At 71.7% G+C, this 23,542-nt stretch carries 22 protein-coding genes; 4 read left to right on the top strand and 18 right to left on the bottom strand.

The window, feature by feature from the left end:
• Positions 1-27: 27 nt before the first annotated feature.
• Complete coding sequence (locus IE262_RS01070) at positions 28-624, bottom strand: cadmium resistance transporter (RefSeq protein ID WP_189870535.1); 597 nt, start codon at positions 622-624, stop codon at positions 28-30.
• Between the two features lie 111 nt (positions 625-735).
• Between IE262_RS01070 and IE262_RS01075 the strand changes: the two genes are divergently transcribed.
• Positions 736-1,254, top strand: a complete 519-nt coding sequence (locus IE262_RS01075; protein ID WP_189870537.1) for a hypothetical protein — start codon at positions 736-738, stop codon at positions 1,252-1,254.
• Positions 1,255-1,295: 41 nt separating this feature from the next.
• On the opposite strand, the gene IE262_RS01080 is transcribed toward IE262_RS01075, so the two are convergent.
• The 17 genes from IE262_RS01080 to IE262_RS01160 all read right to left on the bottom strand — a co-directional run bounded on the left by IE262_RS01080 (position 1,296) and on the right by IE262_RS01160 (position 20,234).
• Positions 1,296-2,117 carry an endo alpha-1,4 polygalactosaminidase gene (locus IE262_RS01080; protein ID WP_189870539.1) on the bottom strand — a complete coding sequence of 274 codons (822 nt, stop codon included), beginning with the start codon at positions 2,115-2,117 and terminating at the stop codon, positions 1,296-1,298.
• Positions 2,114-2,776, bottom strand: coding sequence for a spherulation-specific family 4 protein (locus IE262_RS01085; RefSeq protein WP_134039420.1), 663 nt, complete (start codon positions 2,774-2,776; stop codon positions 2,114-2,116). Before IE262_RS01085 ends, IE262_RS01080 begins: the two co-directional genes overlap by 4 nt.
• Positions 2,773-3,675 carry an NAD-dependent epimerase/dehydratase family protein gene (locus IE262_RS01090; protein WP_189870540.1) on the bottom strand — a complete coding sequence of 301 codons (903 nt, stop codon included), beginning with the start codon at positions 3,673-3,675 and terminating at the stop codon, positions 2,773-2,775. Before IE262_RS01090 ends, IE262_RS01085 begins: the two co-directional genes overlap by 4 nt.
• 7 nt (positions 3,676-3,682) lie before the next feature.
• Positions 3,683-4,396, bottom strand: a complete 714-nt coding sequence (locus tag IE262_RS01095) for a nucleotidyltransferase family protein (protein ID WP_134039418.1) — start codon at positions 4,394-4,396, stop codon at positions 3,683-3,685.
• Positions 4,397-4,438: 42 nt separating this feature from the next.
• On the bottom strand, positions 4,439-5,440 hold the full coding sequence (locus IE262_RS01100) for a GDP-mannose 4,6-dehydratase (protein WP_189870542.1): 1,002 nt from the start codon (positions 5,438-5,440) through the stop codon (positions 4,439-4,441).
• A gap of 63 nt (positions 5,441-5,503) precedes the next feature.
• Positions 5,504-6,931 (bottom strand): hypothetical protein, encoded by a 1,428-nt coding sequence (locus IE262_RS01105; protein WP_189870544.1) that lies wholly within the window; start codon positions 6,929-6,931, stop codon positions 5,504-5,506.
• Positions 6,928-8,448 (bottom strand): GT4 family glycosyltransferase PelF, encoded by a 1,521-nt coding sequence (pelF, locus tag IE262_RS01110; RefSeq protein ID WP_189870546.1) that lies wholly within the window; start codon positions 8,446-8,448, stop codon positions 6,928-6,930. Before pelF ends, IE262_RS01105 begins: the two co-directional genes overlap by 4 nt.
• A gap of 134 nt (positions 8,449-8,582) precedes the next feature.
• Positions 8,583-10,712, bottom strand: a complete 2,130-nt coding sequence (locus IE262_RS01115; RefSeq protein WP_189870548.1) for a hypothetical protein — start codon at positions 10,710-10,712, stop codon at positions 8,583-8,585.
• Positions 10,713-11,122: 410 nt separating this feature from the next.
• The gene (locus IE262_RS01120; protein ID WP_189870550.1) at positions 11,123-11,650 is read right to left on the bottom strand and encodes a COG1361 family protein; all 528 of its coding nucleotides are present in this window, start codon (positions 11,648-11,650) and stop codon (positions 11,123-11,125) included.
• A 356-nt stretch (positions 11,651-12,006) separates the two neighbouring features.
• Positions 12,007-13,212: an MFS transporter gene (locus tag IE262_RS01125; protein WP_189871574.1), complete on the bottom strand. Its 1,206-nt coding sequence runs from the start codon at positions 13,210-13,212 to the stop codon at positions 12,007-12,009.
• 171 nt (positions 13,213-13,383) lie between these two features.
• Positions 13,384-14,820 carry a COG1361 family protein gene (locus tag IE262_RS01130; RefSeq protein WP_229877036.1) on the bottom strand — a complete coding sequence of 479 codons (1,437 nt, stop codon included), beginning with the start codon at positions 14,818-14,820 and terminating at the stop codon, positions 13,384-13,386.
• Positions 14,821-14,923: 103 nt separating this feature from the next.
• A complete protein-coding gene (locus IE262_RS01135) occupies positions 14,924-15,811 on the bottom strand; it encodes a citryl-CoA lyase (protein WP_229877037.1) in 888 nt (295 codons plus the stop codon).
• Positions 15,808-17,013 carry a CaiB/BaiF CoA transferase family protein gene (locus tag IE262_RS01140; RefSeq protein ID WP_189870552.1) on the bottom strand — a complete coding sequence of 402 codons (1,206 nt, stop codon included), beginning with the start codon at positions 17,011-17,013 and terminating at the stop codon, positions 15,808-15,810. The genes IE262_RS01135 and IE262_RS01140 overlap by 4 nt, the downstream gene beginning before the upstream one ends.
• Entirely contained in the window at positions 17,013-17,771 is a 759-nt protein-coding gene (locus IE262_RS01145) for an IclR family transcriptional regulator (RefSeq protein WP_189870554.1), read from the bottom strand. Before IE262_RS01145 ends, IE262_RS01140 begins: the two co-directional genes overlap by 1 nt.
• 134 nt (positions 17,772-17,905) lie before the next feature.
• Complete coding sequence (locus IE262_RS01150) at positions 17,906-18,817, bottom strand: hydroxyacid dehydrogenase (RefSeq protein WP_189870556.1); 912 nt, start codon at positions 18,815-18,817, stop codon at positions 17,906-17,908.
• Positions 18,810-19,391 carry an RraA family protein gene (locus tag IE262_RS01155; RefSeq protein WP_189870558.1) on the bottom strand — a complete coding sequence of 194 codons (582 nt, stop codon included), beginning with the start codon at positions 19,389-19,391 and terminating at the stop codon, positions 18,810-18,812. Before IE262_RS01155 ends, IE262_RS01150 begins: the two co-directional genes overlap by 8 nt.
• A 66-nt stretch (positions 19,392-19,457) precedes the next feature.
• A complete protein-coding gene (locus tag IE262_RS01160; protein ID WP_189870559.1) occupies positions 19,458-20,234 on the bottom strand; it encodes an IclR family transcriptional regulator in 777 nt (258 codons plus the stop codon).
• Between the two features lie 148 nt (positions 20,235-20,382).
• Here IE262_RS01160 and IE262_RS01165 point away from each other — a divergent pair, with 148 nt between their 5' ends.
• Genes IE262_RS01165 through IE262_RS01175 form a run of 3 tightly spaced genes read left to right on the top strand, consistent with a single transcriptional unit; the run spans position 20,383 to position 23,542 of the window.
• The gene (locus tag IE262_RS01165) at positions 20,383-21,369 is read left to right on the top strand and encodes a Bug family tripartite tricarboxylate transporter substrate binding protein (protein ID WP_189870562.1); all 987 of its coding nucleotides are present in this window, start codon (positions 20,383-20,385) and stop codon (positions 21,367-21,369) included.
• Positions 21,366-22,019 carry a tripartite tricarboxylate transporter TctB family protein gene (locus tag IE262_RS01170; protein WP_229877038.1) on the top strand — a complete coding sequence of 218 codons (654 nt, stop codon included), beginning with the start codon at positions 21,366-21,368 and terminating at the stop codon, positions 22,017-22,019. Before IE262_RS01165 ends, IE262_RS01170 begins: the two co-directional genes overlap by 4 nt.
• A complete protein-coding gene (locus IE262_RS01175; RefSeq protein WP_189870564.1) occupies positions 22,019-23,542 on the top strand; it encodes a tripartite tricarboxylate transporter permease in 1,524 nt (507 codons plus the stop codon). Before IE262_RS01170 ends, IE262_RS01175 begins: the two co-directional genes overlap by 1 nt.

The raw sequence follows: 23,542 nt of genomic DNA on the forward strand, positions 1-23,542 counted from the left end.
GCCTCAGTCGAGCAGGCGGCGCGTGACCTACAAGCCGAAGGCGCCGCCCTCGACGAGGATGAGCAGGCCGATGGCGATCAGCACGAGCGGAAGCAGGATGTGCCCCCACCGGCTGAGTGCCTTGGCGACGACCGGGCGGGTGGCGAAGAACCTGCCCGCGCAGCACCACACGGCCACCAGGATCAGGAAGACCACGGCGTACACGCTCATCCCGCCGACCCCGGCGGTCGCGAACACGGGAACGTAGACGCCGATGTTGTCGCCGCCGTTGGCGAAGGTCACCGCGGCGACCTCCAGTATCGTCGGGCCGTCCTCGGTCACCTCCTGCTCATCGTTGTCGTCGCCCTTCCGCTGCCAGGCCTGCCAGGCCGCCTTGAGACCAAGAGCAAGTGGCAGCAGGCCGAGGTAGGGGATGGCGGCCTCGGGCAGGAAGGTCGCGCCGAACGCCGCGGCCACGGCGACGGCGAGGATGGCGGCGAAACCGAGGTACTGGCCGAGCACGACCCGGCGGGCCGAGCCGCGGTGTCCGGCGCCCTGAGCGAAGAACAAGGACAGGATCAGGATGTCGTCGATGTTGGTGACGGCGAACAGGCCTGTCGCCTGCCCGACAATGCCCGGATTCACAGGTGGGACGACCTCTCTCTCGGGTGCCCTGCGACAGTACCGGCGCTGATCAGACCGCTTCGGCACTGGGCCAGGCATGGGACACCCCCCTAGAGTCGAGGACCACTTGAGATGCTCGGTGAGCGAGGTCTGATGGATCAGGGGTTAGCTGCCGTATTGGGGGCCTTTGTCGGCGCATTGGCCAGCGGAGGAGGGGCGTACGTGTCTGGTGTGTACGCCAAGAGAGAACAGAAGAAGCAGGCCCGTCGCGGGGTTTACCACGCGTTTCTTTATGAGCTGTCCGAAGTCCAAGCCAGAATCCAGAATTTACAGGACCTCATGTTCTACGGTCCGCCGGACGAAGCGGATGCGGAGGAGATCAGGGCTGGATTGGAAGAGGTTGCGCGTGGCGCATCTCGCCTCAGGGGCCTGGAAACCGGTGTCCGCCTGGAGGGGCCTGACAGCGTATCGGTTCCCGCAAGCGAGGCGAGGCAGTTCATATCCGGGATGTGGGCAAGGATGAAATTTGCGCATTCCGGCGACCTTGACGGGGATCAATTCTGGCACATGAAGGAAACGATCGATCATGATTATTCTGCCCTCGGTGAGAGGATCGAGCATATTCACAGACAGGCCAAGCGTCACCTGTGACGAGGCTCGGAATCCCTACAGGACCCGGGCTGCGGAGGCCGTCAGCAGGGCTTCCGCCATACCCCGAGTTCCGGCTGTTTCACCATCGACGACAGTCCCAGTCGGCGGGAGACGGGGCAGAAGCCGCTCCTCGGCTCGGTGTACTCCACGTGGAACACCGCCTTGCCGGCCGCGATGAACGGGCTGAGCCGCGCACACTCGTCATACTGTGCGCACTCCTCGTTGACCGCGAAGTCGAAGTCCGCCAGGAGTTGGGGGATCTGGGGGAGGTCGTTCTTCAGCCCCACCGACAGCCCGCGCTCGTGGGCGATGTCCGCGATCATGCGGTTGTACCTGAGCTGGTCCCGTGCGGTGAGCGGGAAGCCGGTGTCGTTGCCGTAGCCCTCCACCAGATCGGGCTCCACCGCGTCGAAGCCCTTGTCGCGGCACATGTCGAAGCGCCGTTCCATGAGGGGCCGCAGGACGGCGATCTGCCGGATGTCCAGCCACCGTTCACCCGCCCAGCCGTTGGGCTCGCCGAGGACCGAGCGGGGGAAGGCGTCCTTGTCGGGCCGGAAGTCCTCCCAGGCGCCGACGTTGACGTAGCAGATGACCTTGCGGCCGTCCCGGTGCAGTCGGGCCACGTCGGCCGCGGAGTTCTCGAAGCCGTCGATGTCGTAGACGGGTACGTCGGCCGAGGGGTCGACCTTTCCGTCCAGTTGCCACTGCCAGGGCAGGCCCGGCCTGGGTTTCCACCGGGCCTCGGGGCTTGCCGACGTCGCGTGCGCGTCGGTGGGGCGCCCCGGGTCAGCGGAACAGCCCGTCAGCGCCGCGGCCGCCAGGGCGCCCAGCAGGGCCGTGTGTGCCAGTGCCGTGTTCCTCATCGCTCCGTCCCGGTCAGTGCGGGCGTCAAGCCGGCCCAGGGATTGGGGGGTTCTCCGGTCACCGGACCGCAGACCCCCGCACCGCGTTCGTGTGCCGTGCGCACGGCGAGCGGTACGAGGGCCTCGGGTACTCCGTAGACGAGGTGGCACAGTCGCGCGGGCGGATGCCGCGCGGTCCAGGCGGGTCGGCTGAACGCCGACACGTAGGTCGACCAGTGCCCCTCGAAGGTGACGGTCAGGTCGGCGAGGCGGGCGTATCCGGGCGCCGGATGGACCCCTGGGTTGAGTACGACGGTCCCGGCACCCAGCCGGCGTACGGTCCGTACCAGCCGGCGGCAGGAGGCCAGGCCCTCCTCGGTCGCTGTCACACGGTCCAGGAAGCAGCCGTCGGCCGCGTACCAGGCCAGGTGCCGGCGTACGTCGTCGGCGATCTCGGCCCTGTCGCGTACGCCGTAGTCGGTGTCGACGTAGCCGAGGAGCCGTGCCCCGGCCGCGCGCAGGGCCCCGGCCGCCGCGGTGAACGCGGGGTCGGGGCCGTCGCCCGGACCGTTGGCGGGGTTGAGGACGACGCCGTAGGTGCGGGTCGCGGCCGTGATCAGACGGTGCCAGGCACCCGGGTCCTCGGCCGGGTGGACGTACAGCGGAATCAGCAGACTCACGGCGCACCGCCGCCTTCCCACAGCGCGGACAGCGCGTCGTCGAGAGTGTGGGCCGGTCGCCAGCCCAGGGCCTGCTCGGCGGCGGTGATGTCGGAACACTGCCAGGACACCTCCGCCGAGCGGGCCGAGCCGTGGGCGCCGGCGGCGTTCTCCTCGATTCTGCCCCGGAAGCCCGCCATGTCGGCGATGCGCCGCACCAGTTCCCGCACGGGGACGGCCCGGCCGCCGCTGATGTTGAGGACGGGTGGGAGCGGGCCCGGTGCCGTGACGGCGCGGGCCACCGCCCGTGCCACGTCGCGTACGTCGACGAAGTCGCGGTACGCGGACAGGTCGCCGAGCCGCAGCACCGCACCCGGGTCCGGGCCGGCCGCCCGCAGCAGTCCGGCGATCCGGCCGGGCAGCCCGCCCGGCGGCGCCCCCGGCCCCACCGGGTTGCCCACCCGCAGGACCACGGCGTCCAGGCCGGACGCGGTCACCGCGACCGTGCCCGCGAGCTTGGTCGCGCCGTACGGGCCGACCGGGCGGGTGGCCGCCGACTCCGGCACCCGGCTGTCCGGGGTACCGGGGCCGTACTCGGCGGCCGAGCCCAGGTGCACCAGGCGTGCGGCGGGGGCCGCCTCGCGCAGTGCGGCGCACAGGACCGCGGGGCCTCGGGCGTTGACCTCGGCGAGGGTCACGGCGTCGCCGCCGGTCGCGCCCGCACAGTTGATCACGGTGTCGGGCGCGGCCGACGCGAGGGTCTTCGCGAGCTGCTCCGGCCGGGCGGACGCGAGGTCGATGCCGTACTCGGCGGCGGGCGAGCGGCCGCCGCCGAGGACCTGCGCGCCCGGCAGGACACGCAGCCGCTGGACGACGTGGGTGCCGAGGTAGCCGGTGAAGCCCAGGACGAGAATGCGCATGCGGTGCTCAGGCTCCTTTGAGCAGAAGCGATTTACGGGTGGTGAACTCGGCATTGGCCCGGTCGTAGTCGTCGGGGCGGCCGATGTCCAGCCAGTAGCCGTCGAACTCGTAGGCGTGCGGCTGGTTCTGAGCGGCCAGCAGGTCCAGGACCAGCTCGTCGAAGCCCAGGGGCAGTCCGGGGGTGTAGCCCTCCAGCGTCGAGCGGGACAGACCGTAGACGCCCATGGAGACGCGGTAGTCCATGCTCGGTTTCTCGGTGAACGCGACGACCTTGCTGGCGGCGGTGGTCAGTACACCGAAGTCGATGTGCACTTTTCGGGCGTACGTCGCGATGGTCAGCGGCGCGCCCGAGGCTCTGTGCCGGTGCAGGACGTCGGCGTAGTCGAGGTCGGTGAGGACGTCGCCGTTCATCACCAGGAACGTCTCGGGCAGGCTGTCGCGCAGCTTGAGCAGCGGGCCCATGGTGCCCAGGGGGCTCTCCTCGGTGGCGTAGTCGACGGTCATGCCCCACTGGGAGCCGTCGCCGACGTAGGCGCGGATGATCTCGCCCAGGTGGCCGATGGCGATGGTGCAATGGGTGAAGCCGGCCGTGGAGAGCTGGCGCAGCACGATCTCCAGGATGGCGTGCTGGTCGCCGATGGGCACGAGCGGTTTGGGCAGTGCGGTGGTGTAGGGCCGCAGGCGGACGCCCTTGCCTCCCGCCAGGATCACTGCGTGCATGGAGCTCCTCCGTCGTGGACGTGGGGGTCGAGCCGGGCGGGGTCAGATGTTGTAGATGCCGGTCTTGTAGCGGGCCAGGTTGGCGGGGTCGCGGAAGAACTCCGCGGTGTGGGCGAGGCCCTGCTCCAGGGTGTGGGCGGGCTGCCAGCCGGTGGCCTCGGCGAGCCGGCTCGCGTCCGCCACCAGCCGCATCACTTCGGAGCCCGCGGGCCGGATGCGCGCGGTGTCCTCGCGTACGTCGAGCGCGGTGTCCATCACCTTGCCGATCAGTGCGACCAGGTCGCCGACCGAGATCTCCCCGCCGGTACCGGCGTTGAAGGTGCGGCCGACGACCCGCTCGGCGGGCGCGGTGCCGACGGCGAGGAACGCCTGAGCGGTGTCCTTGACGAAGGTGAAGTCCCGTGTGGGGCGCAGGTCGCCGAGGGTGATGGTGCGCTCCCCCGCGGCCACCTGGCCGATGACGGTGGGGATCACCGCGCGCATCGACTGGCGTGGCCCGAAGGTGTTGAACGGCCGCAGGGTCACCACCGGGGTGTCGAAACTCGCGTGGTAGCTGTCGGCCAGCCGGTCCCCGCCCGCCTTGGAAGCGGCGTACGGCGACTGGGTGTTGATCGGGTGGTCCTCGCTGATCGGCACGGTCTGCGCGGTGCCGTACGTCTCGCTGGTGGAGGTGTGCACCAGTCGGGGCGTGCCGAGGGCGCGTACCGCTTCGAGCACGTTGAGCGTGCCGGTGACGTTGGTGTCCACGTAGCTGTGGGGAGCCCGGTAGGAGTAGGGGATCGCGATCAGGGCGGCCAGGTGGTAGGCGGTGTCGGCGCCTTCGAGCAGGCCGCGGACCGAGCCCGGGTCGCGGACGTCGCCGAGGACGATGTCCACGTGGTCGAGAACGTCCGGGTGCAGGGTCTCCAGCCAGCCGTAGGAGGAGAAGGAGTTGTACTGGGCCATGGCTCTGACCCGGTGTCCGGAGGCGACCAGCGCCTCGGTGAGGTGGGAGCCGATGAAACCCTCGGCTCCGGTGACGGCGGCGAGCGGTGCGGGGGTCAACTGGTGTTCCTTTCCGGTCAGTTGGTCGTGGGGTGATCAGTGTTCGTGGGGTGGTCGCGGGGCTCAGGCGTGCGGGGCGGGGCGTCCGAGGAGCCACAGCGCGCACGCCGACAGACACAGCGCCGCCGCACCACAGGCCAGGGGCAGCGCCACGGGGCCCGGTGGGAGGCGCAGCACTGCGACCGTCGCGGCACCGGCCGCGGCCGCGAGGCAGATCACGGCCGACGACCAGGCCGCCCCGAACGCCTGGAGCAGCAGCGCGGTCCACAGGGCGGCCGCGAGCAGCAGCAGAGTGGTCGGATCGGCGCCGATGAGCAGGGCCACGGGCAGCAGCGGCAGGAGGTAGGCGAGCAGGCAGAGGCCGAGGATGCCGGCCGAGCGCAGCAGGAAGGCGGCCGGTGTCGCGGTGGCGCGCAGCGCGGCGACCGACAGCCCGCGGTAGCGGTACAGCAGCCATTCGGCCGGCCCCATGCTGACGGTCAGTACGATCACCGCGTACGGCTCCCGCTGCGCCTCCAGCAGCACCAGTACTCCCGCGGCCAGCCCGAACAGCCCGTACGGCAGGGACCACAGTGCGCGCGGGCGGGCGGCGCCGGACACGGCCGGGACGGCGAGGGCGGCCCACAGGACCCGGCCGGTGACGGCGAGCGTGGCGAGCAGGGCCAGCGACGGCAGCCCGGCCCGCAGCCACGGGCCGGGTTCCCACCACGGCAGGACGGCGCTGCCGGCGGCCAGCGGGCTGAGCGCGGCCAGCAGCAGCCGCTCCCTGGCGAGCACCAGCAGCACGCCCGCCGCCGCCAGGTACGCCGACTGCGCGGCGGCCACCAGGGTCACCGGGCCGCCGCCCGCGGGCAGCACCGCGGCCGCCGTGGCCACCGTCGCGCCCAGGGATGCACCGGTCAGGAGCGTCCGGCCCGCCTCCCGCCGCCCCGTCGCCAGCCGCAGGTGTGCCCGATGACCGAGTGCCTGCCCCCAGGCCCAGGAGACGAGTCCCGCCACGAACAGGGCCGGGGCGTGCCGGCCGGGGTTCCACAGGGGGGCGGTCAGCAGGTAGGCGAGCCCCGGCAGGGCGAACAGCACACCGCGCAGCAGACAGCGCACGGTGTCCGGGCGCCAGGGATCGGCCGCGGTCGGGGGTTCGGGGAAGGTTCGCGGCACCCGCTCGTAGAGGGCCGTGGCGAGGGAGAACAGGTTCGGGTGACCGTACCGTTCCTTGATCACGGAGGCGGACAGGCCCTCCGCTTCCAGCAGTGCGGCCACTTCGTAGGGGTGGACGGCCGGACCGACGCGGTCGGCGAGTTCGGCGGCGAGCTCGCTGACCGCCTCCTCGTCGGGGCCCTGCCGTGGCAACCGGATGGTGAGCGTGGTGTCGTCGTCGAGTGCCCAGCGGGGGCGGCGGCGCGCCCTGCGTGGCCGGCGTGTGTCGGCCAGCCGGAGTGCCAGCGTGTCCTGTTCGGTGCCGCCGGGTTCGAGTGATATCGGCCCGCTCATCCGGCCAGGCTCCTGGTTCCCGTGCCCACCGGTGTGAGCGTCCGCGGGGAGGCCGGTGTCGTCCCGGACCGCCGGTCGAGTGCGGGCAGTTCGTGATAGATGGACCGGAAGGTGTCGATGGTCTGCCGCAGGGTGAACTGTTCGATCACCCTGAGGCGTGCCGCCTCGCCCATGGACCGCCGCCGCGCGGGATCGCCCAGAAGTTCCAGCGCGGCCACGGCCATCGCTTCCGGGTCGCGCGGCGGCACCACGAGTCCCGTGTCGCCGACGGCTTCCCTGACGCCGCCCACGTCGGTGGACACGGTCGCCCGCCCGCAGGACATGGCCTCGATCAGGGTGAAGGGGAAGCCTTCGCTGATGCTGGAGAGCATCACGACGTTGCCGGCCGCGTAGGCGTCCTTGATGTCGTCGACGCGGCCCTCGAACGTCACGGCGTCCGCGTGGCCGAGCTCGGCGGCCAGGGCCTCGCATCGCTCCCGGTAGGCCTCTCCGCCGCGTGGTGTCCCGCCGAACAACCGCAGCCGCACGTCGGGGAGCCGCTCCCTGACGAGGGCGAGGGCCCGTATGAGGGTCTCCAGGTCCTTGATGGGGTCGACGCGGCCCGCCCAGCTGAGGGTGAGCGCGTCCGGTTCGGGTCCGGCCGGCGGGAAGGCGGCGGGGTCCACGCCGTTGTAGACCGTACGGATCGACTCCGGGGCGGCTCCGCCCTGTTCCTCCCACAGCCGGTTGTAGCGGTTGCCCGGCGTGATCAGGGCGGCCCGGCGGTAGCTCTCCTCCGCCAGCAGCCGGAAGAAGCCGAGGACGACGGCTTTCACGGGCCAGCGGTAGGGCGCGGTGCGGTAGCCGAGGTAACGCTCGCGCAGATAGACACCGTGCTCGGTCAACAGCAGGGGGACACCGTGCCGTTCGAGGGCGGCGAGGCCCGGCAGTACGGCGACACCGCCGCTGACGGCGTGCGCGACGCCGTTCTCGGGCGGCGGTACGGCCAGCGGGCGCAGGGCGTGTTCCAGCAGGGCGGTCGCGGTGAGCGCGTCGTGCAGGGTGGGCCGGGCCTCGCGTACGGCGAGTCCGGGCCGGTTCCACACGGCGGTCAGCAGGGTGATCGCCCGGTCCGAGCGCAGGAAGGGGCTCAGCGTCCCGTCCGCCGCGGCCCGCGCCATCGCGTAGAGGGCCGGGGCGAATCCGGACTCGGCGTGCGGATCGAGCAGGGCGGTCAGGAACTGCTCGTAGGCGGCGGCGAGTTGGACCCGGGCGCGGCCCCGGGGCGGGCGGCCCTCGGGCGGATCGCCCCACATCGGGACGGACAGCACACGTGAGACGTGCGCGGGCAGGTCCCATACGACGGGTTCGCGTCCGGTGCCGGTGACGGCGATGATGTCGAAGTCGAGGTCGGGCATGCCCTGGACGAGCTGGTCGCACCAGACGCTCACGCCGCCGTGACTGTGCGGGTAGGTGCCTTCGGTGAGCAGGGTGACGCGCGTCGCGCCGGGGCGTCGCACGCCGTGGGGAACGGGCATCGATGTGCTCCACGGCCGGGGTGTGGTGGTTCGTGCCGGTCCGGGCCGCCGGTGAGCGGCCGGGACCTTCGGTCGGTTCCCGGGACCGGTCCATCGGTGGGTGCCTGGGCCGGTCCTCGGGTCGGTGCACCGTTCTAGTGGTCCGGGGTGTAAGGGACCCGCTCGGTCACGCCCGCGGGGACGCGGACCTCGGGAGCGGGGTCCGTGGCCGGGGCGGGCTGCTCGGCGGAGCCGGCGGCCGGTCCCTCGGCGGACGCCGGCAGGGTCAGGCTGAGGGGTGCGCCCGTGGACGGGGTCCAGCCGGACACCGCGCCCGCGTACGCCTCACCGAACGGGGCGCCGCCCAGCGTGGTCCCGGTGGGCAGGGTCGCGGTGACGGACAGTCCGGCCGGTGCCTCGACGGTCACGGTGCCGCCGATGCGGTACGCGGTGACGTCGCCGTCCTGGAGGGCGGCCTGCCAGGCGGCTCTGCGCTGGAGTTCGGCGCCGATGTCCTTCATCCGCAGGTTGACCAGAGGGGTGTTGTCGGCGAACAGCGCCTCGTAGCCGTCGAGGACGCCGTTCAGCACCGGGTAGGCGATGCGGTCCTCGGCCAGGTTCGACTGATGGATGAAGTGCGGCTTCGGGTCGTTGGCCAGGACGTGTCCGAGGGCGATCCGCTTCTCCAGCGGCACGATGACGTCGGTGTAACCCGTGGCGGTGTCCAGCTGTGCCGGCAGGCACGTGGTGGTGGCCGGGTTGTCCTCGCAGATGCCGCTGCCGCCCTGGGCGCGGCTGGTGTAGATCCAGTTGTACTCGTCGACCTGCTCGGCCACGCGCCCCGCGTTGTAGAAGATGTTCATCGGGTAGCGGGGGACGGTCGTGGCCGGGCCGATCCGGCGCTGGGCGGACTCGCGGGAGTTGTCCGACGCGAGCCAGGTGATGTCGGTGTCGTCCAGGGCGGGTGCCAGGTTGGGGTTGTCCTCGGTCTGCTGCGGCAGCACCTTCATGCCGGAGTGCTCGCCGGTGACCAGCTCGCCGTTCTCCAGCGGGAGTTCGGCCCTCTCGCCCCAGACGCGGTTGGCGGCGATCTCGTCGGCGATGTCGTTCCGGCTCACCCACCGGGTGCTGCCGTTGGCGTTGGTGGCGCACCGCCAGGGCACCACCGTGGTGTCCTGCACACAGCCGAGGAAGGCGTGGCTGTAGGTGTGGTTGATCCAGCGGAACTCGTCGCGGTCCGCGATGAGTTTGTCGGCGAGTGCGTCGACGCCGTTGTTGTCCTCGCGGTGGTCGACACTGCCGGCGCCGTTGTAGGCGAAGTCGAGCGTGAAGTCCTTGCTCTTCTGCCAGGCGATCGCGTGGTCGACGTCGGCGGGCGTCATACGGATCGGGTCGGGGGTGGCGCCCGGGTCCGTGCAGTCGACGTCGCCGGGTGTGCAGTTGAGCTCGGTGTTCCAGCGGTCGTCGGCGGCGAGCATGTCGTCCACGTGCACGGCGAAGTAGTTCCGCGCGGCGCCCAGGTGCACGCCGCCGGTCATCCACGCGACGATGCCGCGGGCCAGCAGCCTGAACTGCTGCTGGTGCTGGTTGTAGACGAACGTGACGACGAGTTCACGCCGCCCGTCGTGCCGGTACTCCCCCACCAGCGTGCCTCGTGTCGACCGGCCGGGGATCGCCGCCTCGACGTAGGGGGTGAAGTCGGCGCCCGCCACGGGCGTGGACAGGTAGGCGTAACTCTCGCCCACGGCGGGGTCGTTGTCCTCGAAGGGCACCGCCCCGTCGAGGTAGCCGAAGGGGCCCGCCTTCCCGGCGGCGGTCACCTCGGCCCGCGCTCCGTCGATGTTCCCGGAGTAGCCGCCCTGGGTCGGGTACTGCAGACCGGCCTCCGGACGCGCGTAGGTGTAGGCGTCGACCTGGGGAACGTCGTACGTCTGCTCGTACGCCGTGAGCGCGGCCATCTCGGCGGAACCTGCCGGGAACGGGTTGTCGTTGGGCAGCACGACGGCCTGGAACCTGGCGCGTGGCCGCCCGTCGACGGTGTCCGCGAGGAAGCCGGCGTCGATCACGGGCCGACCGGACCGGGTGAGGTCGATCTCGGTGTACGGCGTGCCGGCCGCGGTCAGTTCAGCGGCGATCGCGTCGGTGGCCGGGCCGCCGTCGCTCACCACCAGCACCCGCAGGTCGACGCGGGGCGCGGTGTCGGCGTGGGCGGTGCCGGCCGGCAGTCCCAGCGCGGCGATGAGCGCGCCCACTGTGAGCAGGCTGGTGCGTAAGGTCCGCTTCATGCGGTGAAGTCCCCTCCCCGGGCAGGGGTGAGCACGGCTCCCATGGAGCGGACGCACCCCCCTCGCGTGACGCCGGCACCCCCTCAGAAGCCGGTCATCGACGCATCCGTCGCGTCACATAGTGATGCCTGTGTGTAGCTTTCGTGGCCCTGTCGCGAAACATGACGGAAAAGTGCACGTGTCCAACAGGGCCGATCTGGAACCGAATGAGGCTGTTCCCCGTCGCCGGGGAGCGCGGCCCGCGCCGGCCGCGAGGGGCTCGGTGTGCTGGTCCGGGCCCTGCGCGGCGCGGCGGCGGGCCGGTCGGGCCCCGCCAGGCCGGGTGTGAGTGGCCCATACCGGGACGTGTGCCCGATCATGGGCCGTTTCAGGTCACTCCCGCCCCGGCCACCCTTGCCGCCGACCGGCCGTCAGGCGCACAGCACCCGCGTCTCGGGCGTGTAGACCGGGCCGCCGCTGGCGTTCGTGCTGTCGCTGAACTCGGCGTAGAAGTACGAGTAGAAGCCGATGTTGCCGTTGCAGCCAGAGTCGGCGGCGACCTGGAGGGTCAGCGTGACGGTACGGCTCTGGCCGGGCGGGATGGTGGCGCCGTAGTTGGTGCCGAGGTCGGCGGGGCCGGTCCCGGAACAGGGGGTGGAGCCGGTGGCGGTGGCCAGGCTGCAACCGGTGAAGCCGTACTTCAGGTCGGGGCGCTGGGTGGTCAGCCACGTCGGCTCGATGGTCTGGTACACGAACCAGACGTCGTAGGTCTTGTTGTTGGTGATCGTCATCGACAGGTTCACGGTGCCGCCCGGCGTGGTGCTGGCGCTGTCGGTGGCGAACGTCAGCTCGGCCGGCACCGGGTTGGCGGCGCTCGCGCCGGGGGCCAGACCGAACACGGCGAGGAGGAGGGCGAGGACGGCGCTGAGGCCGAGACGTCTCATCAGTGGTGATCGCATGACCCGGGAGGCTAGGCATGCGGCGAGCGCACCGTCTCCCCCACGGGGCACGCGGCCCGTCACCGGTCGGCCGGAAGTGTGCGTTGCGTGAAGGCGGCGTGTCGAACCCATGAGGGCGCGAAGGGTTCGCATCAACGCACGGTAGCGAAGTTGTGACGGGCCGTTGAGTGGGGCCGGTGACGCTGTACGGTCCGGTGGTGCGGCCGGACGATATTGGCGCGTATCAACCCCGGCGGAACGCCCCGCGAAAGGGGCGCGGGGCGTGGGTTCTCGGCCATGCGTTGATTTCCGGCCCGGCTGGACGGCACGCGGGAACGGGGCCGGCCGCTCCGGAACTTCGCGTACAACGACTCGATTCACCTGCTGTGGTCAGCGTGCCGCGCAGATGACCTGGCGTGGTGTGCGGCGACGGCCATGACGATGACGGAGACCAGGGTGATACCGGCGCCGACGTGGAGCGGCGCCGTGTAGCCGAGGCCCGCGGTGATGGCCAGACCCCCGAGCCAGGCGCCAAGGGCGTTGCCGATGTTGGACGCGGACACATTGGCGCTGGCCGCCAGTGCCGCCCCGTGGGCGAAGTCGGTGACGCGCGTGATCATGCCGGGCACGCCGGCGAACCCGGACACCCCCATCAGAAACACCAGGACCACCGACGCGATGGCGCTGCCTGCCAGCAGACCGAACATGGCCAGGGTGATGGTGAGTGCGAGCAGGGCGACGATGAGGGTGCGGTCACGGTCATGATCGGCGGCCCGGCCGCCGATCAGGTTCCCGACGACCAGTCCGACGCCGTACACCATCAGCAACCAGGCGACGTCCGCTGGGGAGAAGCCGCTGACCTCGGTGAACGTGTAGGCGATATAGCTGAACGCACCGAACATCCCGCCGTAGCCGAGCGCGGTGGCCGTCAGCGTGAGCCAGACCTGCCAGGACCGGAAGGCACGGAACTGGGCCCGCAGGCCACTGGGCGGTACCGGGCCTGAGTGGCCCGTCACTGCCGACGGCCGCGCCTGGCCCGCCCAGCCGGGGACGAGGGCGGCGATTCCCGCCAGGGCCACCACGCCGATCCCGGTGACCGCCCAGAAGGCCGCCCTCCAGCCCCAACGCTCCCCGACCAGCGCGCCGAACGGCACGCCCAGCACGTTGGCGAGCGTCAGCCCGGCGAACATGACCGCCACCGCGCGGGACTTCTTCTCCGGCGCGACCAGGCTGCGCGCGACCAGCGAGCCGATACCGAAGAACGAGCCGTGGCACAACGCCGCGACGATCCGCCCGAGCAGCATCACGGGATAGCTCGGCGCGACAGCGGACAACAGGTTGCCGATGACGAACAACGCCACCAGGCCGACCAGGACTTCCTTGTGGGACAGCCGTGCCGTCGCCGCGGTCAGCGCGATGGCGCCGACCGCGACGCTGAGCGCGTACCCGGAGATCAGCCAGCCCGCCGCCGCCTCGGACACCGCGAAACTCGACGCCACCTGCGGCAGGAGCCCGGCGATCAGGAACTCGGTCAACCCGATGCCGAAACCGCCGAATGCCAGCGCGACAAGTCCGCTGGGCATCCGTCGTTCCCCGAATTCGCTCATGGCCCCACCCTCGGCCCTGGCCGCGGGCCCGTCCATGGACAAAGATCGTCGGCGCTTGGACGAAAGTGACGACCTGTTATGCCCCGGCCCGCCTGGATGTCAGAACGGCGGCTTCACCACAAAGGTGTCCGTCGGCGGAGGCTTTTCTCAGCCGGCCTCACCGTTCGGTGTCAGGCCCCTGACGACGAGGGCGGCGGAGTTGTTGGCCAGGTCGGGATCGAAGGAACGGATGGGCGGCTCGTACTGGTCGTTGTCGATGGCCACCGTGGACCGGAACGTGCCGTCACGGTCGACGCGCAGGTCGAAGGAGAAGGTGTGGGTCGCACGCTCGTTCAGGTAGATCGGCGTGGCGCAGAAGTAGCGGGGTGCGCCGAGTTGCTCCTCCAGCCACTCGCCGTCGTCGGTCCGCGCGTAGCACTCCTCGGGCTTGGCGGTGACGGTCGTGCCCGAGGGGATCCGGACGTCGACGGTGGCGGCGGGCTCACCCGCCCCGAGCGAGGCGATCCAGGCCGGGCCGCGGTTCCTGACCGTGACGTCGGCCCGTACGGTGTCGCCGACCGTGCCGTCGATACGGCTGCCGATCAGCTTGAGGTCGGCGGTGTTCGTCGCGTGGATGATCACGGTCCGGTAGTTGTCCTGGGGGTCCAGATCGGGGACGGGGGTCCCGGCGGCGGCCGTATCGATGGCCCGTGCGGGCTGTGCCTCCAGCTCGGCTCCGGTACCCCGCGTGTACGTCCTTCCGGCTCGGGCCGCTTCCAGGGCCTCGTCGGAGTAGGGCTCGACCGAGTAGTCGTACCGCTCGTACAAGGCGTTTTCGCCGACCTTCAGCGGACTGGTGAGGGTCGACGACTGGCCGGGGGCGATCGGCTCATCAAGCACACACAGTGCTTCGGTCCCCACTTCCGTGTCCCGGTACTCGCAGTTCGCGGGCCGCTCGGCAAAGGTGAGGCCGCGGGAGGCGAACAGGCGCAGCAGGGCGCCGTCCGCGGTGCGGTTGCCGTTGTTGCCGAGGGTGACGGGGACGGTGATCCTGGAGCCGGGCGTGACGCCGTCCTGTCGCGGCGACTCGCTGAGAGCCAGGTCGGGGCCGTTGCCGACGGTCACCCGGGTCTCGCCCTGAGGGGACGTCAGGGCGCCCGCGACAGCGGTGTAGCGCAGATTGCCTTCCCCGCCCTCAGGGGCGTGTGCCAACGCGCTGACCTTGAGCACGGCGGCCGTCACCGCGTCGGTCCCGGTGAGCGCCGGGACGTCGCATACGGCGGTGGCGTCGGTCTCGGGAGTGCAGTTGGCGGGCCAGGTGACCTTCGCGAACGCGGCCAGGTCGCCGGCGTCCACGCTGATCCGTCCGGCGCCGACCTGGTTGTTGGTGTTGTCGTGCGTGACCTTGAGTGCGACGGTCCGCTCGGGTCCGGGCGCGTCCTCGTATGCGCCGGGCAGGACCAGCTCATACGGCTCGGAGTACGTCCAGAGCTGGTCGCTGCCGGCGGACGCGGGCCCTGCCGCGCCCACAGTCAGCAGTGCGGAGGCGGTGAGCGAGGACGCGAGTGCGGCCCGGGCACGTGGGGATATGCGAAGACGTGTCATGCCAGAACCGACTGGCGGGAGACTTGATTGGTTGTGCGCTGGTTCTACGACGTCAGGCGGCGGCGCTGTCAACGGTCCCTGGCCCTCCGGGAGCGCTCGCCCCTCACCCCTCACCTCTCACGGGACCGGACTGCGTCCGGTCCGGGTGGCGTTTCGGGACGCCGTGGTAGCCCGCGAGCAGCGGCCGGGGCAGCGGTCCCTTGATGCGTGCCCCGCTCTGGGTCTCCTCCCAGGCGTGGGCGAGGATGCCCACGCTGCGGGAGAGGACGAACAGGCCCCGGCCGAGCTCGGACGGGAAGCCGAGTTCCGCGTAGATGATCGCGGTGGCCCCGTCGATGTTCATGGGTACCGGACGGACCCGGCCCTCGGCGAGCGCGGCCTCCAGCGCGAGTCCGGCCTCCAGGGCGCGGCCGGGGACCTCGCCCGCGTGGGCCGCCTCCCGGACGAGCGCGAGCAGGGGGTCCCGCCGGGGGTCGCGGGGATGGAAGCGGTGGCCGAATCCCGGGACGTAGGCGCGGCGACGGCGGTACTCGGCGACGATCGCGGCGGCCTCCTCGCCGTCGACCACCCGTTGCAGTACCTCCATGCACTGCTGGCCCGCTCCGCCGTGGACGTCCCCCAGCAGGCCCGCGCCGGTCGCGACGGCGCTGTTCAGTCCCACACCGCAGGTGGCCGCCATGCGGGCCGCGGCGATCGACGGGGCCTGCGGGCCGTGGTCGACGGCGGCGACCAGCGCGGCCTCCAGAAGGCGGCCCTGGCCGGGCGTGGGCAGTTCGCCGCGGAGCATCAGCCAGATCTGTTCGGCGAAGGTGACCCGGCCGATGAGCTCCTCGACGGGGTAGCCGCGCAGCCGGATCACGCCGGGGTGGATCTCGCTCACCGCGGTGGACCACCAGTCGGTCACGGAGCGCTCGGCGATCATCCTCTGATCCCCGTCCGCGGTGTCCCCCTCCGGTCCGTCACCGGCCGCCGGTACGGTCGTCCCGCTCATATCGCACCGCCTTCGCGCAGCGTGGTGATCTCCGCCGGGGCGTAACCGAGTTCCCTCAGCACGTCGTCGGTGTGTTCGCCCAGCAGTGGCGGCGGAGCGGGGGCCGCGGCCGGTTCGCCGTCCACGCGCACCGGGCTGCCCAGGACCGGCAAGGGACGCTCGCGTCCGTCGGGGAAAGGGAGGTCGTGGACGAAGCCGCGCGCGGCCAGGTGGTCCAGGCCCAGGGCGTCCTGTACGGACAGCACGCGTGCGGCCGGTACACCGGCGTCGGACAGGATCTCCTCCCACTCCGCCGCCGTTCGCGCGGCCAGGCCCGATTCCACCTCGTCGCGCAGGGCGTCGCGGTGCGTTTTGCGGTCGGCGGGGTGGGTGAAGCGCGGGTCGGTCGTCAGGTCCTCGCGCCCGATGAGCCGGCACAGGGTCGTGAACTGCTGCTGCCGGTTGGCGGCGATGTTCAGGTGGCCGTCGGCGGTGCGGAAGGTGCCGGACGGGGCGGCGGTGAAGTTCTCGTTGCCCATGGGGTGGGGTACGCGTCCGCTGATCAGGTAGTTGGACGTGACCCAGCCCATGGCGGTGAGCGCGGACTCCAGCATGGAGACGTCGACGAAGGCGCCCTCACCGGTGCGTCCGCGGCGCACGAGTGCGGCCGCCACCGCGTAGGCGGCCGCCATGCCGCCGAGCGTGTCGGCGACGGGGAACCCTGCCCGCAGCGGTGCCGTCCGGGGAGTGCCGGTGACGCTCATCATGCCGCTGAGGCCCTGGATGATCTGGTCGTACGCCGGGCGGTCCCGCAGGGGGCCGGTCTGTCCGAAACCGGAGATCGCACAGTAGACGAGCCGGGGGTTCTCGCCGCGCAGTGTCTTCCAGCCGACGCCGAGCCGGTCCATCACACCGGGGCGGAAGTTCTCCAGCAGCACGTCCGCCTCGCGGACCGCGCGCAGGAGTGCCTCCCGCCCGTCGGGGTGCTTCAGGTTGAGGGTGAGGGAGCGTTTGCCCGCGTTCTGGGCCAGGAAGGAGGCGCCCAGCAGTTCCTCGCCGAGAGCACGGTCGGCGCCCAACTGCCGTGCGAGGTCACCGGATCCGGGCATCTCGACCTTGATGACGTCGGCGCCGTGCAGGGCGAGTTGGTAGCCGGCGAAGGGGCCGGCGAGGACGTTGGTCAGATCGAGGATCCGTACGCCCTCCAGGAGAGGGGTCGTCATCAGGCGGTGCCTCCGATGCAGTCGAGTGTGGTGAGGGCTCGTGCGGTGTCCAGCAGGGCGGGGGTGAAACCGGCGACGGCGTCGTCGGTGAAGCGGGCGGTCGGGCCGCCCAGCGCGACCGCCGCGGTCAGGCTGCCCGATGCGGCGAACACTGGCGCCGCGACACCGGAGACGCCGGGCTCGCGCTCGCCGTGGCTGACGGCGATGCCGTCGGCGGCGGCCTTGCGGGTGTGCTCCCAGAGCCGCTCCGCCCACTCGTCGCCCGGTGCTCGGGACGCCACCGCCGCGACGTCGGCGTGGTCCGAGCGCGAGAGGAGTACGTGGCTCGCGGCCCCCGACCACAGCGGCATCTCCGCTCCGACGCGCACGACGTGGCGCAGTATGCGGGTGCCTTCGTGGCGGGCGACGCAGACGCGGGTGTTCCGCTGGCGGACGTAGACCGACACCGTCTCGCCTCCGCTCGCCTCGCTCAGCTCGGCCAGTCGGCGCAGCGCCTCCTCCGGCAACCGCCAGGTGCGGCCGGCCAGTTCCGCCCACCGCAGGAGGCCGGTGCCGGGGACGAGGTGGCCGTCGCCCCGGCTCCAGAGCAGACCGCACTGCTCCAGGGTGTGGACCAGCCGCACCACGGTGGTCTTCGGCAGTCCGGTGGCGTCGACCAGTTCGCGCACGGACCGGCTGGGATGCTCGGCGTCGAAGAGGGCGAGCAGGTCCACCGCGCGCTGCACACTGCGGACGCCGCCGGCGTCGGATTCGGGCATGCCGTCTCCTTGTGTCTCGTCGTGTCCCGGCACGCGGCGAGGCGGGCCCTCGCCGGTGAGCAGGCCCGCTCATCACACCACGCAACCATTCAGCGGTACAAGCGAACCATCTGGTGGTACTGGGCGGTGCCGGCTCAGGTGATGTGGGCGATGATGTGGTCGGCGGCCTCGGTCGCCATGCGGCGCAGCGCCTCGGCGGTCTGCGCGCCGGTGTGCGGGGTGATGACGATCGACGGCTCGTCGCGCAGCGGATGGTCGAACGGAAGTGGTTCGACGGCCGTGACGTCGAGACCGGCGCCCGCCAGGTGTCCCCGCCGGACGACGTCGAGCAGGGCGGACTCGTCGAGGACGCCCCCGCGCGAGGTGTTGACCACCACCGCACCCTCGGGCAGTGCGAGGAGTTCCGGCAGGCCGATGAGGTTCCGGGTCCCCTCGGCCAGCGGGACGTGCAGGCTGAGGTGCTCGGCCCGGGACAACAGCGTCGGGAGGTCGGCGGGTTCGGCGCCGGCGCTCGTCATGACGGACGCGGGCACCATCGGGTCGTGCGCCAGGACACGCATGCCGAAGCCCCGGCCGGCGATCGCGGCGACCTCGCGGGCGATACGGCCGAAGCCGATGAGTCCCAGTGTCGTGCCGGAGAGTTCGCGGCCGCGGATCGCCGCCCGCGTGTCTCCCTCGCCTCGGACCGCGATGCCGATGCCCCGGCGTACGGCGAGCAGCAGTGCCACGGCGTGTTCGGCGACGGACCGGCTGTTGGCCGTCGGGGTGGTGGTGACGGTGATCCCCAACTCCCGCGCGGTGTCCACGTCCACGGTGTCGAGGCCGACGCCGTGCCGGGCCACGATGCGCAGGTGGGGCGCGCGGCGCATCATGGCGCCGTCGACGCGTTCGGTACGCAGCAGGATGGCGGTGACCCGGTCGCTGACCTCGTCGAACGGGACGCCCTCGGGGCCGTACCCCGGGCGCACGTCGGCGTGCGGGCGCAGGCGGGCCAGGGCGTCCTCGTGAACCGGCCGGGGAATCCAGACGAGCGGGCGTTCAGTCACGGGGCACCAGCCGCTGGTTGGCCGCCCGGCGCTCGGCCTCGCCCTCGATGAGCCGGCGCGAGTCCGCGACGACGACGTCGACCTGCCCCGCCGGGACGATCGCCACCCCGTCGTCGTCACCGAGCACCCAGTCCCCGGGGGTGACCGGCACGCCGCCGACGGCGATCGGGCCGGCCACTCGGTACGGACCGGTCTTCCACGGTCCCGCGGGCGTGACGGCGCGGGCGAACACCGGGACACCCAGCCGCGCCAGCTCGACGACGTCCCGGACGGCGCCGTCGAGGACGATGCCGCCGACCTCCAGCGCCTTCGCCTTCTGCGCCACCAGCTCACCGATCAGCGCCCGGGTCGCGTCCCCGCCGCCGTTGACGACGAGCACCTCCCCGCGCCGGATCGTCTCGAACGCGGCGTGGAGGCCCTTGTTGTCGCCGGGCCTCGTCCACACGGTGAACGCGGGGCCGGACAGGACCGCGCCGGGCCACATCGGGCGGATGCCGTCGGCGACGCCGAACCGGTCCATGGCGTCGGACACGGTGGCGACGGGGAGCACTCCGGGGGGCGGATAGTCGTGCACGGTTCTCCTTCGGCTGGCGGATGGCGGATGGCCGCTTGCGGTTGGCGGTTGGCGGTTGGCGGTTGGTCAGTACAGTGCGGGCGGCAGACCGGTCCGGGCGATGTCCTCCGCGCAGCGGCGGACGGCGTGCACGAAGCCGGGGATCTTGTCCTCGGTGAACCGCACGGTGGGCCCGCCGACGGCGAGCACCGGCGGACGGGCGGGTGCGGCGCCCGCGGGAAACGGGACGGGTACCGCCAGACCGCTGTTGCCGGGTTCGCGCTCTCCGTGGGTGACGCACCAGCCCCGCTCCACCGCGGTCTGCGTTCCGGCGCGGATCGCCTCGGCGTCGCCGCCCGACTCCGCGACGATGCGCTCGATGAGCCGGCCTCGTGCCTCGGGCGGTTCGAGGCTGAGCAGCACGTAGGCGGCGGATCCCGCGGACATCGTCAGGACGTCGCCCGGCTCGACCACATGGCGCAGGGTGCTGGGGCTGGGGGCCTGGCCGACCACGACCCGACGCGTGCCCTCCCGTACGTACAGGCTCACGGTCTCGCCTGTCTCGGCCGCGAGTGCTCGCATCCGTGCCAGTGAGGCGGGCGGGACCGTCCAGGCCGTGTCGGCGAAGGCGGCGAAGGCGATCAGGCTGGTGCCGACCCGGACCCGCCCGTCCGCTCCCGACTCCACCAGCCCTTCCCCGGCCAGCGTCTCCACCAGCCGCAGGACGGTGGTCCTCGGCAGGCCGGTCTCACGGACCAGGTCGCTCAGCGTCAGTGACATGCGCTCCGGGGTGAACGCGCGCAGCACCTGCCACGCCCGGCTCACCGCCCGGATCCCGCCGCCACCGTCGGTCGTCGGGGACATCGGTTCCCTCCTTGATCGTGTCGGTTCCATTGCCTCTCCCCTGAGGGACTGTTTACCATCTGGCGGTCATGAATATCCATCAGGTGGACACACTGGGGAAACCAGCCACCGCCGGATCAGCTCCGTAGGAGATCACAAGGGAGTGATCGTGCAGAGGAAACGTTTCTTGCTCGGCGTCCTCGGCGCCGTGGGCACCTTGGTGCTCGCGGGCGCCGCCGCCGTGGACGCCAGCGACTCCACCTCGGGCGCCACTCCGAGGTCGAAACTGACCATCACGGCCCCCGCCGCGCCCGGCGGTGGCTGGGACCTCGCGTCACGCGAGCTCCAGCAGGCACTGCGGGCCGACTCGATCGTCGGCAACGTCCAGGTCGTCAACGTGCCCGGCGCCGGCGGCACCATCGGGCTCGGACAGTTCGTCGAGCTCGGCGCCGACCCGACGCGGATGATGATGACGGGCACCGTCATGGAAGGCGCCATCACGGTCAACAAGTCGCGCGTGGACCTGGAGGACACCACGCCGATCGCCCGGCTCGCCGAGGACTACGAGGTCTTCATCGTCCCCGCCGACTCCCCGTACCGGACGCTCCAGGACTTCATCGCGGCATGGCGGAAGAATCCGCACAGCCACGCCGTCGGCGGCGGCGGGCTCGGCGGCACCGACCACCTGCTCGCCGGACTCACCGCGAAGGAGGCCGGCATCGATCCCAAGGAGGTCAACTACATCTCCTTCGCGGGCGGTGGCGACGTACTCAAAGCACTGCTGTCGGACACCGTCGAGATCGGGGTCAGCAGCTACAACGACTTCCGCGACCAGATCGAGGAGGGCAACCTGCGCGCCCTGGCGGTCTCGGCCGACGAGCCGGTGCCGGGCATCGACACCCCGACCTTCATCGAGCAGGGCGTCGACGTGTCGCTGCCCAACTGGCGCGGCCTGGTCGCCCCGCCGGGCATCAGCGACGAGCAGCGACAGGAACTGACCGACATCGTCACCGAGGCGACCCGCACTCCCCAGTGGGAGGACGCCCTCACCCGTAACAAGTGGGTGGAGAGCCTCCTGACCGGTGACGAGTTCGCCGAGTTCATCCGCCAGGACCAGGCGAGGGTGAACGCCATCATCAAGGAGCTGGGGCTGTGACCACCCACCCCGCGCCGGAGTCGGGCCCGGCCGCCTGCCTACGCCGCCGCACCGGCCTGATCGTTCCGCTGTTGCTGCTCGTCACCGGCATCGTGCTGGGTGCCGGAACGCTCACCATGGAGGTGCCGCCCAACGTCGCCTCGCCGGGACCGCAGTTGTTCCCCACGGTGGTCGCCGTCGCGTGCGTCGTGTTCGCCGTCCTCCTGGGCATCGACGTACTGCGCCGCCCCGAACCCGAGCGGGTCGCCGGCCCGGCGGACGGGGACCCGGCCACGGACGCCGGCACCGCCGCACGGACCGCCGAGGCAGCCGACGTCACCGCCTCCAGCGCCTCCACGGACGCCCCTGTGGACGTCTCCGAGGGCGCGGCCGACGATACCGCCGGCGCCGGTGCGACGCGGGTCCGCAGCAATCGGGGGGCGGTGGCCGGACTCGTCGGCACGATCGTGGCGTTCATCGCCCTGCTCGTCCCGCTCGGCTGGCTGCTGTCCGGCGCGCTGCTGTTCTGGGGCGTCGCGCGGGCGCTCGGCAGCCGACGGCCGGTGTTCGACATCTTCCTGTCGATCGCCATCTCGTCCATCGTTCAGCTGGCCTTCTCCGCGGGACTGGGCCTCAACCTTCCCCCAGGGGTCCTGGCAGGAGTGTTCTGATGTCATCACTAGGCAACCTCGGTGACGGTTTCCTCACGATCCTGACGCCCATGAACATGCTGTGGGTGCTCGTCGGCGCCCTGCTGGGCACGGCCGTCGGCGTGCTGCCCGGTCTCGGTTCGGCGATGGCGGTGGCGCTGCTGCTGCCCGTGACCTTCTCGCTCGACCCGGTCGGCGCGTTCATCATGTTCGCCGGCGTGCTGTTCGGCGGGCTGTTCGGTGACTCGACCGCCGGAATCCTGATGAACACCCCCGGGAACAGCACCGCGATCGCCGGGTCCATCGAGGGCCACCGGATGGCGCGGTCCGGGCGGGCGGCCCAGGCGCTCGCGACCGCCGCCATCGGCGCGTTCGTCGGCGGCATCCTGTCCTCCGTGCTCGTGGTGTTCTTCGCCCCCTCGCTGGCCGAACTCGCCACGCTCTTCGGCCCCGCCGAGTACCTGGCGCTCTCGGTGTTCGCGTTCGTCGCGATCTCGGCCGTGGTGAGCGAGTCGGTGCTCCGGGGTCTGGCCGCCCTGGTGATCGGCCTCGCGATCGCGCTGGTCGGTGTCGACGGCATGTCCGGCACCGCACGCTTCACCGGAGGGATGCCGGAGTTGTTCGACGGCATCAGCATCGTGGTGATCACCGTCGGCCTGCTCGCCCTCGGCGAGGTCATCGCCGTCGCCGCACGACGCGGGACCAAGGAGGACCTGCGCGTCATGCCGTCCACCGGCCGGCTGTGGCTGTCGCGTGCGGAGATCCGGCTGGCGATACCCGCGTGGCTCCGCGGCACCGCGATCGGCGTACCGTTCGGCATCATCCCCGTCGGCGGATCCGAGGTGCCCACGTTCCTGTCCTACGGCACCGAGCGCAGGCTCGGGTCGCGTCGCGCGGACTCCCTGTTCGGCAAGGGCGCCATCCAGGGCGTGGCCGGTCCTGAGGCGGCGGGCAACGCCACCGCGGGCACCGCGATGGGGGCCCTGCTCGCGCTGGGCCTGCCGACGTCGGCGACGGCCGCCGTCATGCTCGCCGCGTTCCGCCAGTACGGCCTCCAGCCCGGACCTCTGCTCTTCGAGCGGGCGAGTGAGCTGGTGTGGGCGCTGCTGGCCAGCTTCTTCGTGGCCATGGCCGTCCTGCTCGTGCTCAACCTGCCGTTCGCGCCGCTGTGGGCGAAGCTGCTCAAGGTGCCCCGGCACTACCTCTACAGCGGGATCACCGTGTTCGCCATGCTGGGTGTCTACGCGACCAGCAGCAAGATCCTCGACCTCGTCCTCGTGCTGGCCATCGGCCTCCTCGGCTTCGCCATGCGCCGCTACGGGTTGCCCGTCGCCCCCGTCCTCATCGCGGTCATCCTCGGCCCGCTCGCCGAGACCGAGTTCCGCCGCGCGATGGCGGTCAGCGAAGGCGACCCGTCGGTGCTGGTGTCGAGTCCGATCACGATCGTCCTCTACCTCGTGCTCGCGCTCGGCGTCACCGGCCTGCTGGTCCAGCGCGCCCGGAACCGCGGCCGGGCCATCGCATCGGAGGCGAATCCATCCTGA

The organism is Streptomyces bluensis, from assembly GCF_014650715.1.
In the GTDB taxonomy this organism is placed as follows: Bacteria; Actinomycetota; Actinomycetes; order Streptomycetales; family Streptomycetaceae; genus Streptomyces; species Streptomyces bluensis.

Excerpts from the sequence above, each read along its gene's own strand:
- IE262_RS01075 (WP_189870537.1), top strand. The coding sequence starts at position 736 with ATGCTCGGTGAGCGAGGTCTGATGGATCAGGGGTTAGCTGCCGTATTG.
- IE262_RS01080 (WP_189870539.1), bottom strand. The coding sequence starts at position 2,117 with ATGAGGAACACGGCACTGGCACACACGGCCCTGCTGGGCGCCCTGGCG.
- IE262_RS01090 (WP_189870540.1), bottom strand. The coding sequence starts at position 3,675 with ATGCGCATTCTCGTCCTGGGCTTCACCGGCTACCTCGGCACCCACGTC.
- IE262_RS01095 (WP_134039418.1), bottom strand. The coding sequence starts at position 4,396 with ATGCACGCAGTGATCCTGGCGGGAGGCAAGGGCGTCCGCCTGCGGCCC.
- IE262_RS01105 (WP_189870544.1), bottom strand. The coding sequence starts at position 6,931 with ATGAGCGGGCCGATATCACTCGAACCCGGCGGCACCGAACAGGACACG.
- pelF (WP_189870546.1), bottom strand. The coding sequence starts at position 8,448 with ATGCCCGTTCCCCACGGCGTGCGACGCCCCGGCGCGACGCGCGTCACC.
- IE262_RS01115 (WP_189870548.1), bottom strand. The coding sequence starts at position 10,712 with ATGAAGCGGACCTTACGCACCAGCCTGCTCACAGTGGGCGCGCTCATC.
- IE262_RS01120 (WP_189870550.1), bottom strand. The coding sequence starts at position 11,650 with ATGCGATCACCACTGATGAGACGTCTCGGCCTCAGCGCCGTCCTCGCC.
- IE262_RS01125 (WP_189871574.1), bottom strand. The coding sequence starts at position 13,212 with ATGCCCAGCGGACTTGTCGCGCTGGCATTCGGCGGTTTCGGCATCGGG.
- IE262_RS01130 (WP_229877036.1), bottom strand. The coding sequence starts at position 14,820 with ATGACACGTCTTCGCATATCCCCACGTGCCCGGGCCGCACTCGCGTCC.
- IE262_RS01135 (WP_229877037.1), bottom strand. The coding sequence starts at position 15,811 with ATGAGCGGGACGACCGTACCGGCGGCCGGTGACGGACCGGAGGGGGAC.
- IE262_RS01140 (WP_189870552.1), bottom strand. The coding sequence starts at position 17,013 with ATGACGACCCCTCTCCTGGAGGGCGTACGGATCCTCGATCTGACCAAC.
- IE262_RS01145 (WP_189870554.1), bottom strand. The coding sequence starts at position 17,771 with ATGCCCGAATCCGACGCCGGCGGCGTCCGCAGTGTGCAGCGCGCGGTG.
- IE262_RS01160 (WP_189870559.1), bottom strand. The coding sequence starts at position 20,234 with ATGTCCCCGACGACCGACGGTGGCGGCGGGATCCGGGCGGTGAGCCGG.
- IE262_RS01175 (WP_189870564.1), top strand. The coding sequence starts at position 22,019 with ATGTCATCACTAGGCAACCTCGGTGACGGTTTCCTCACGATCCTGACG.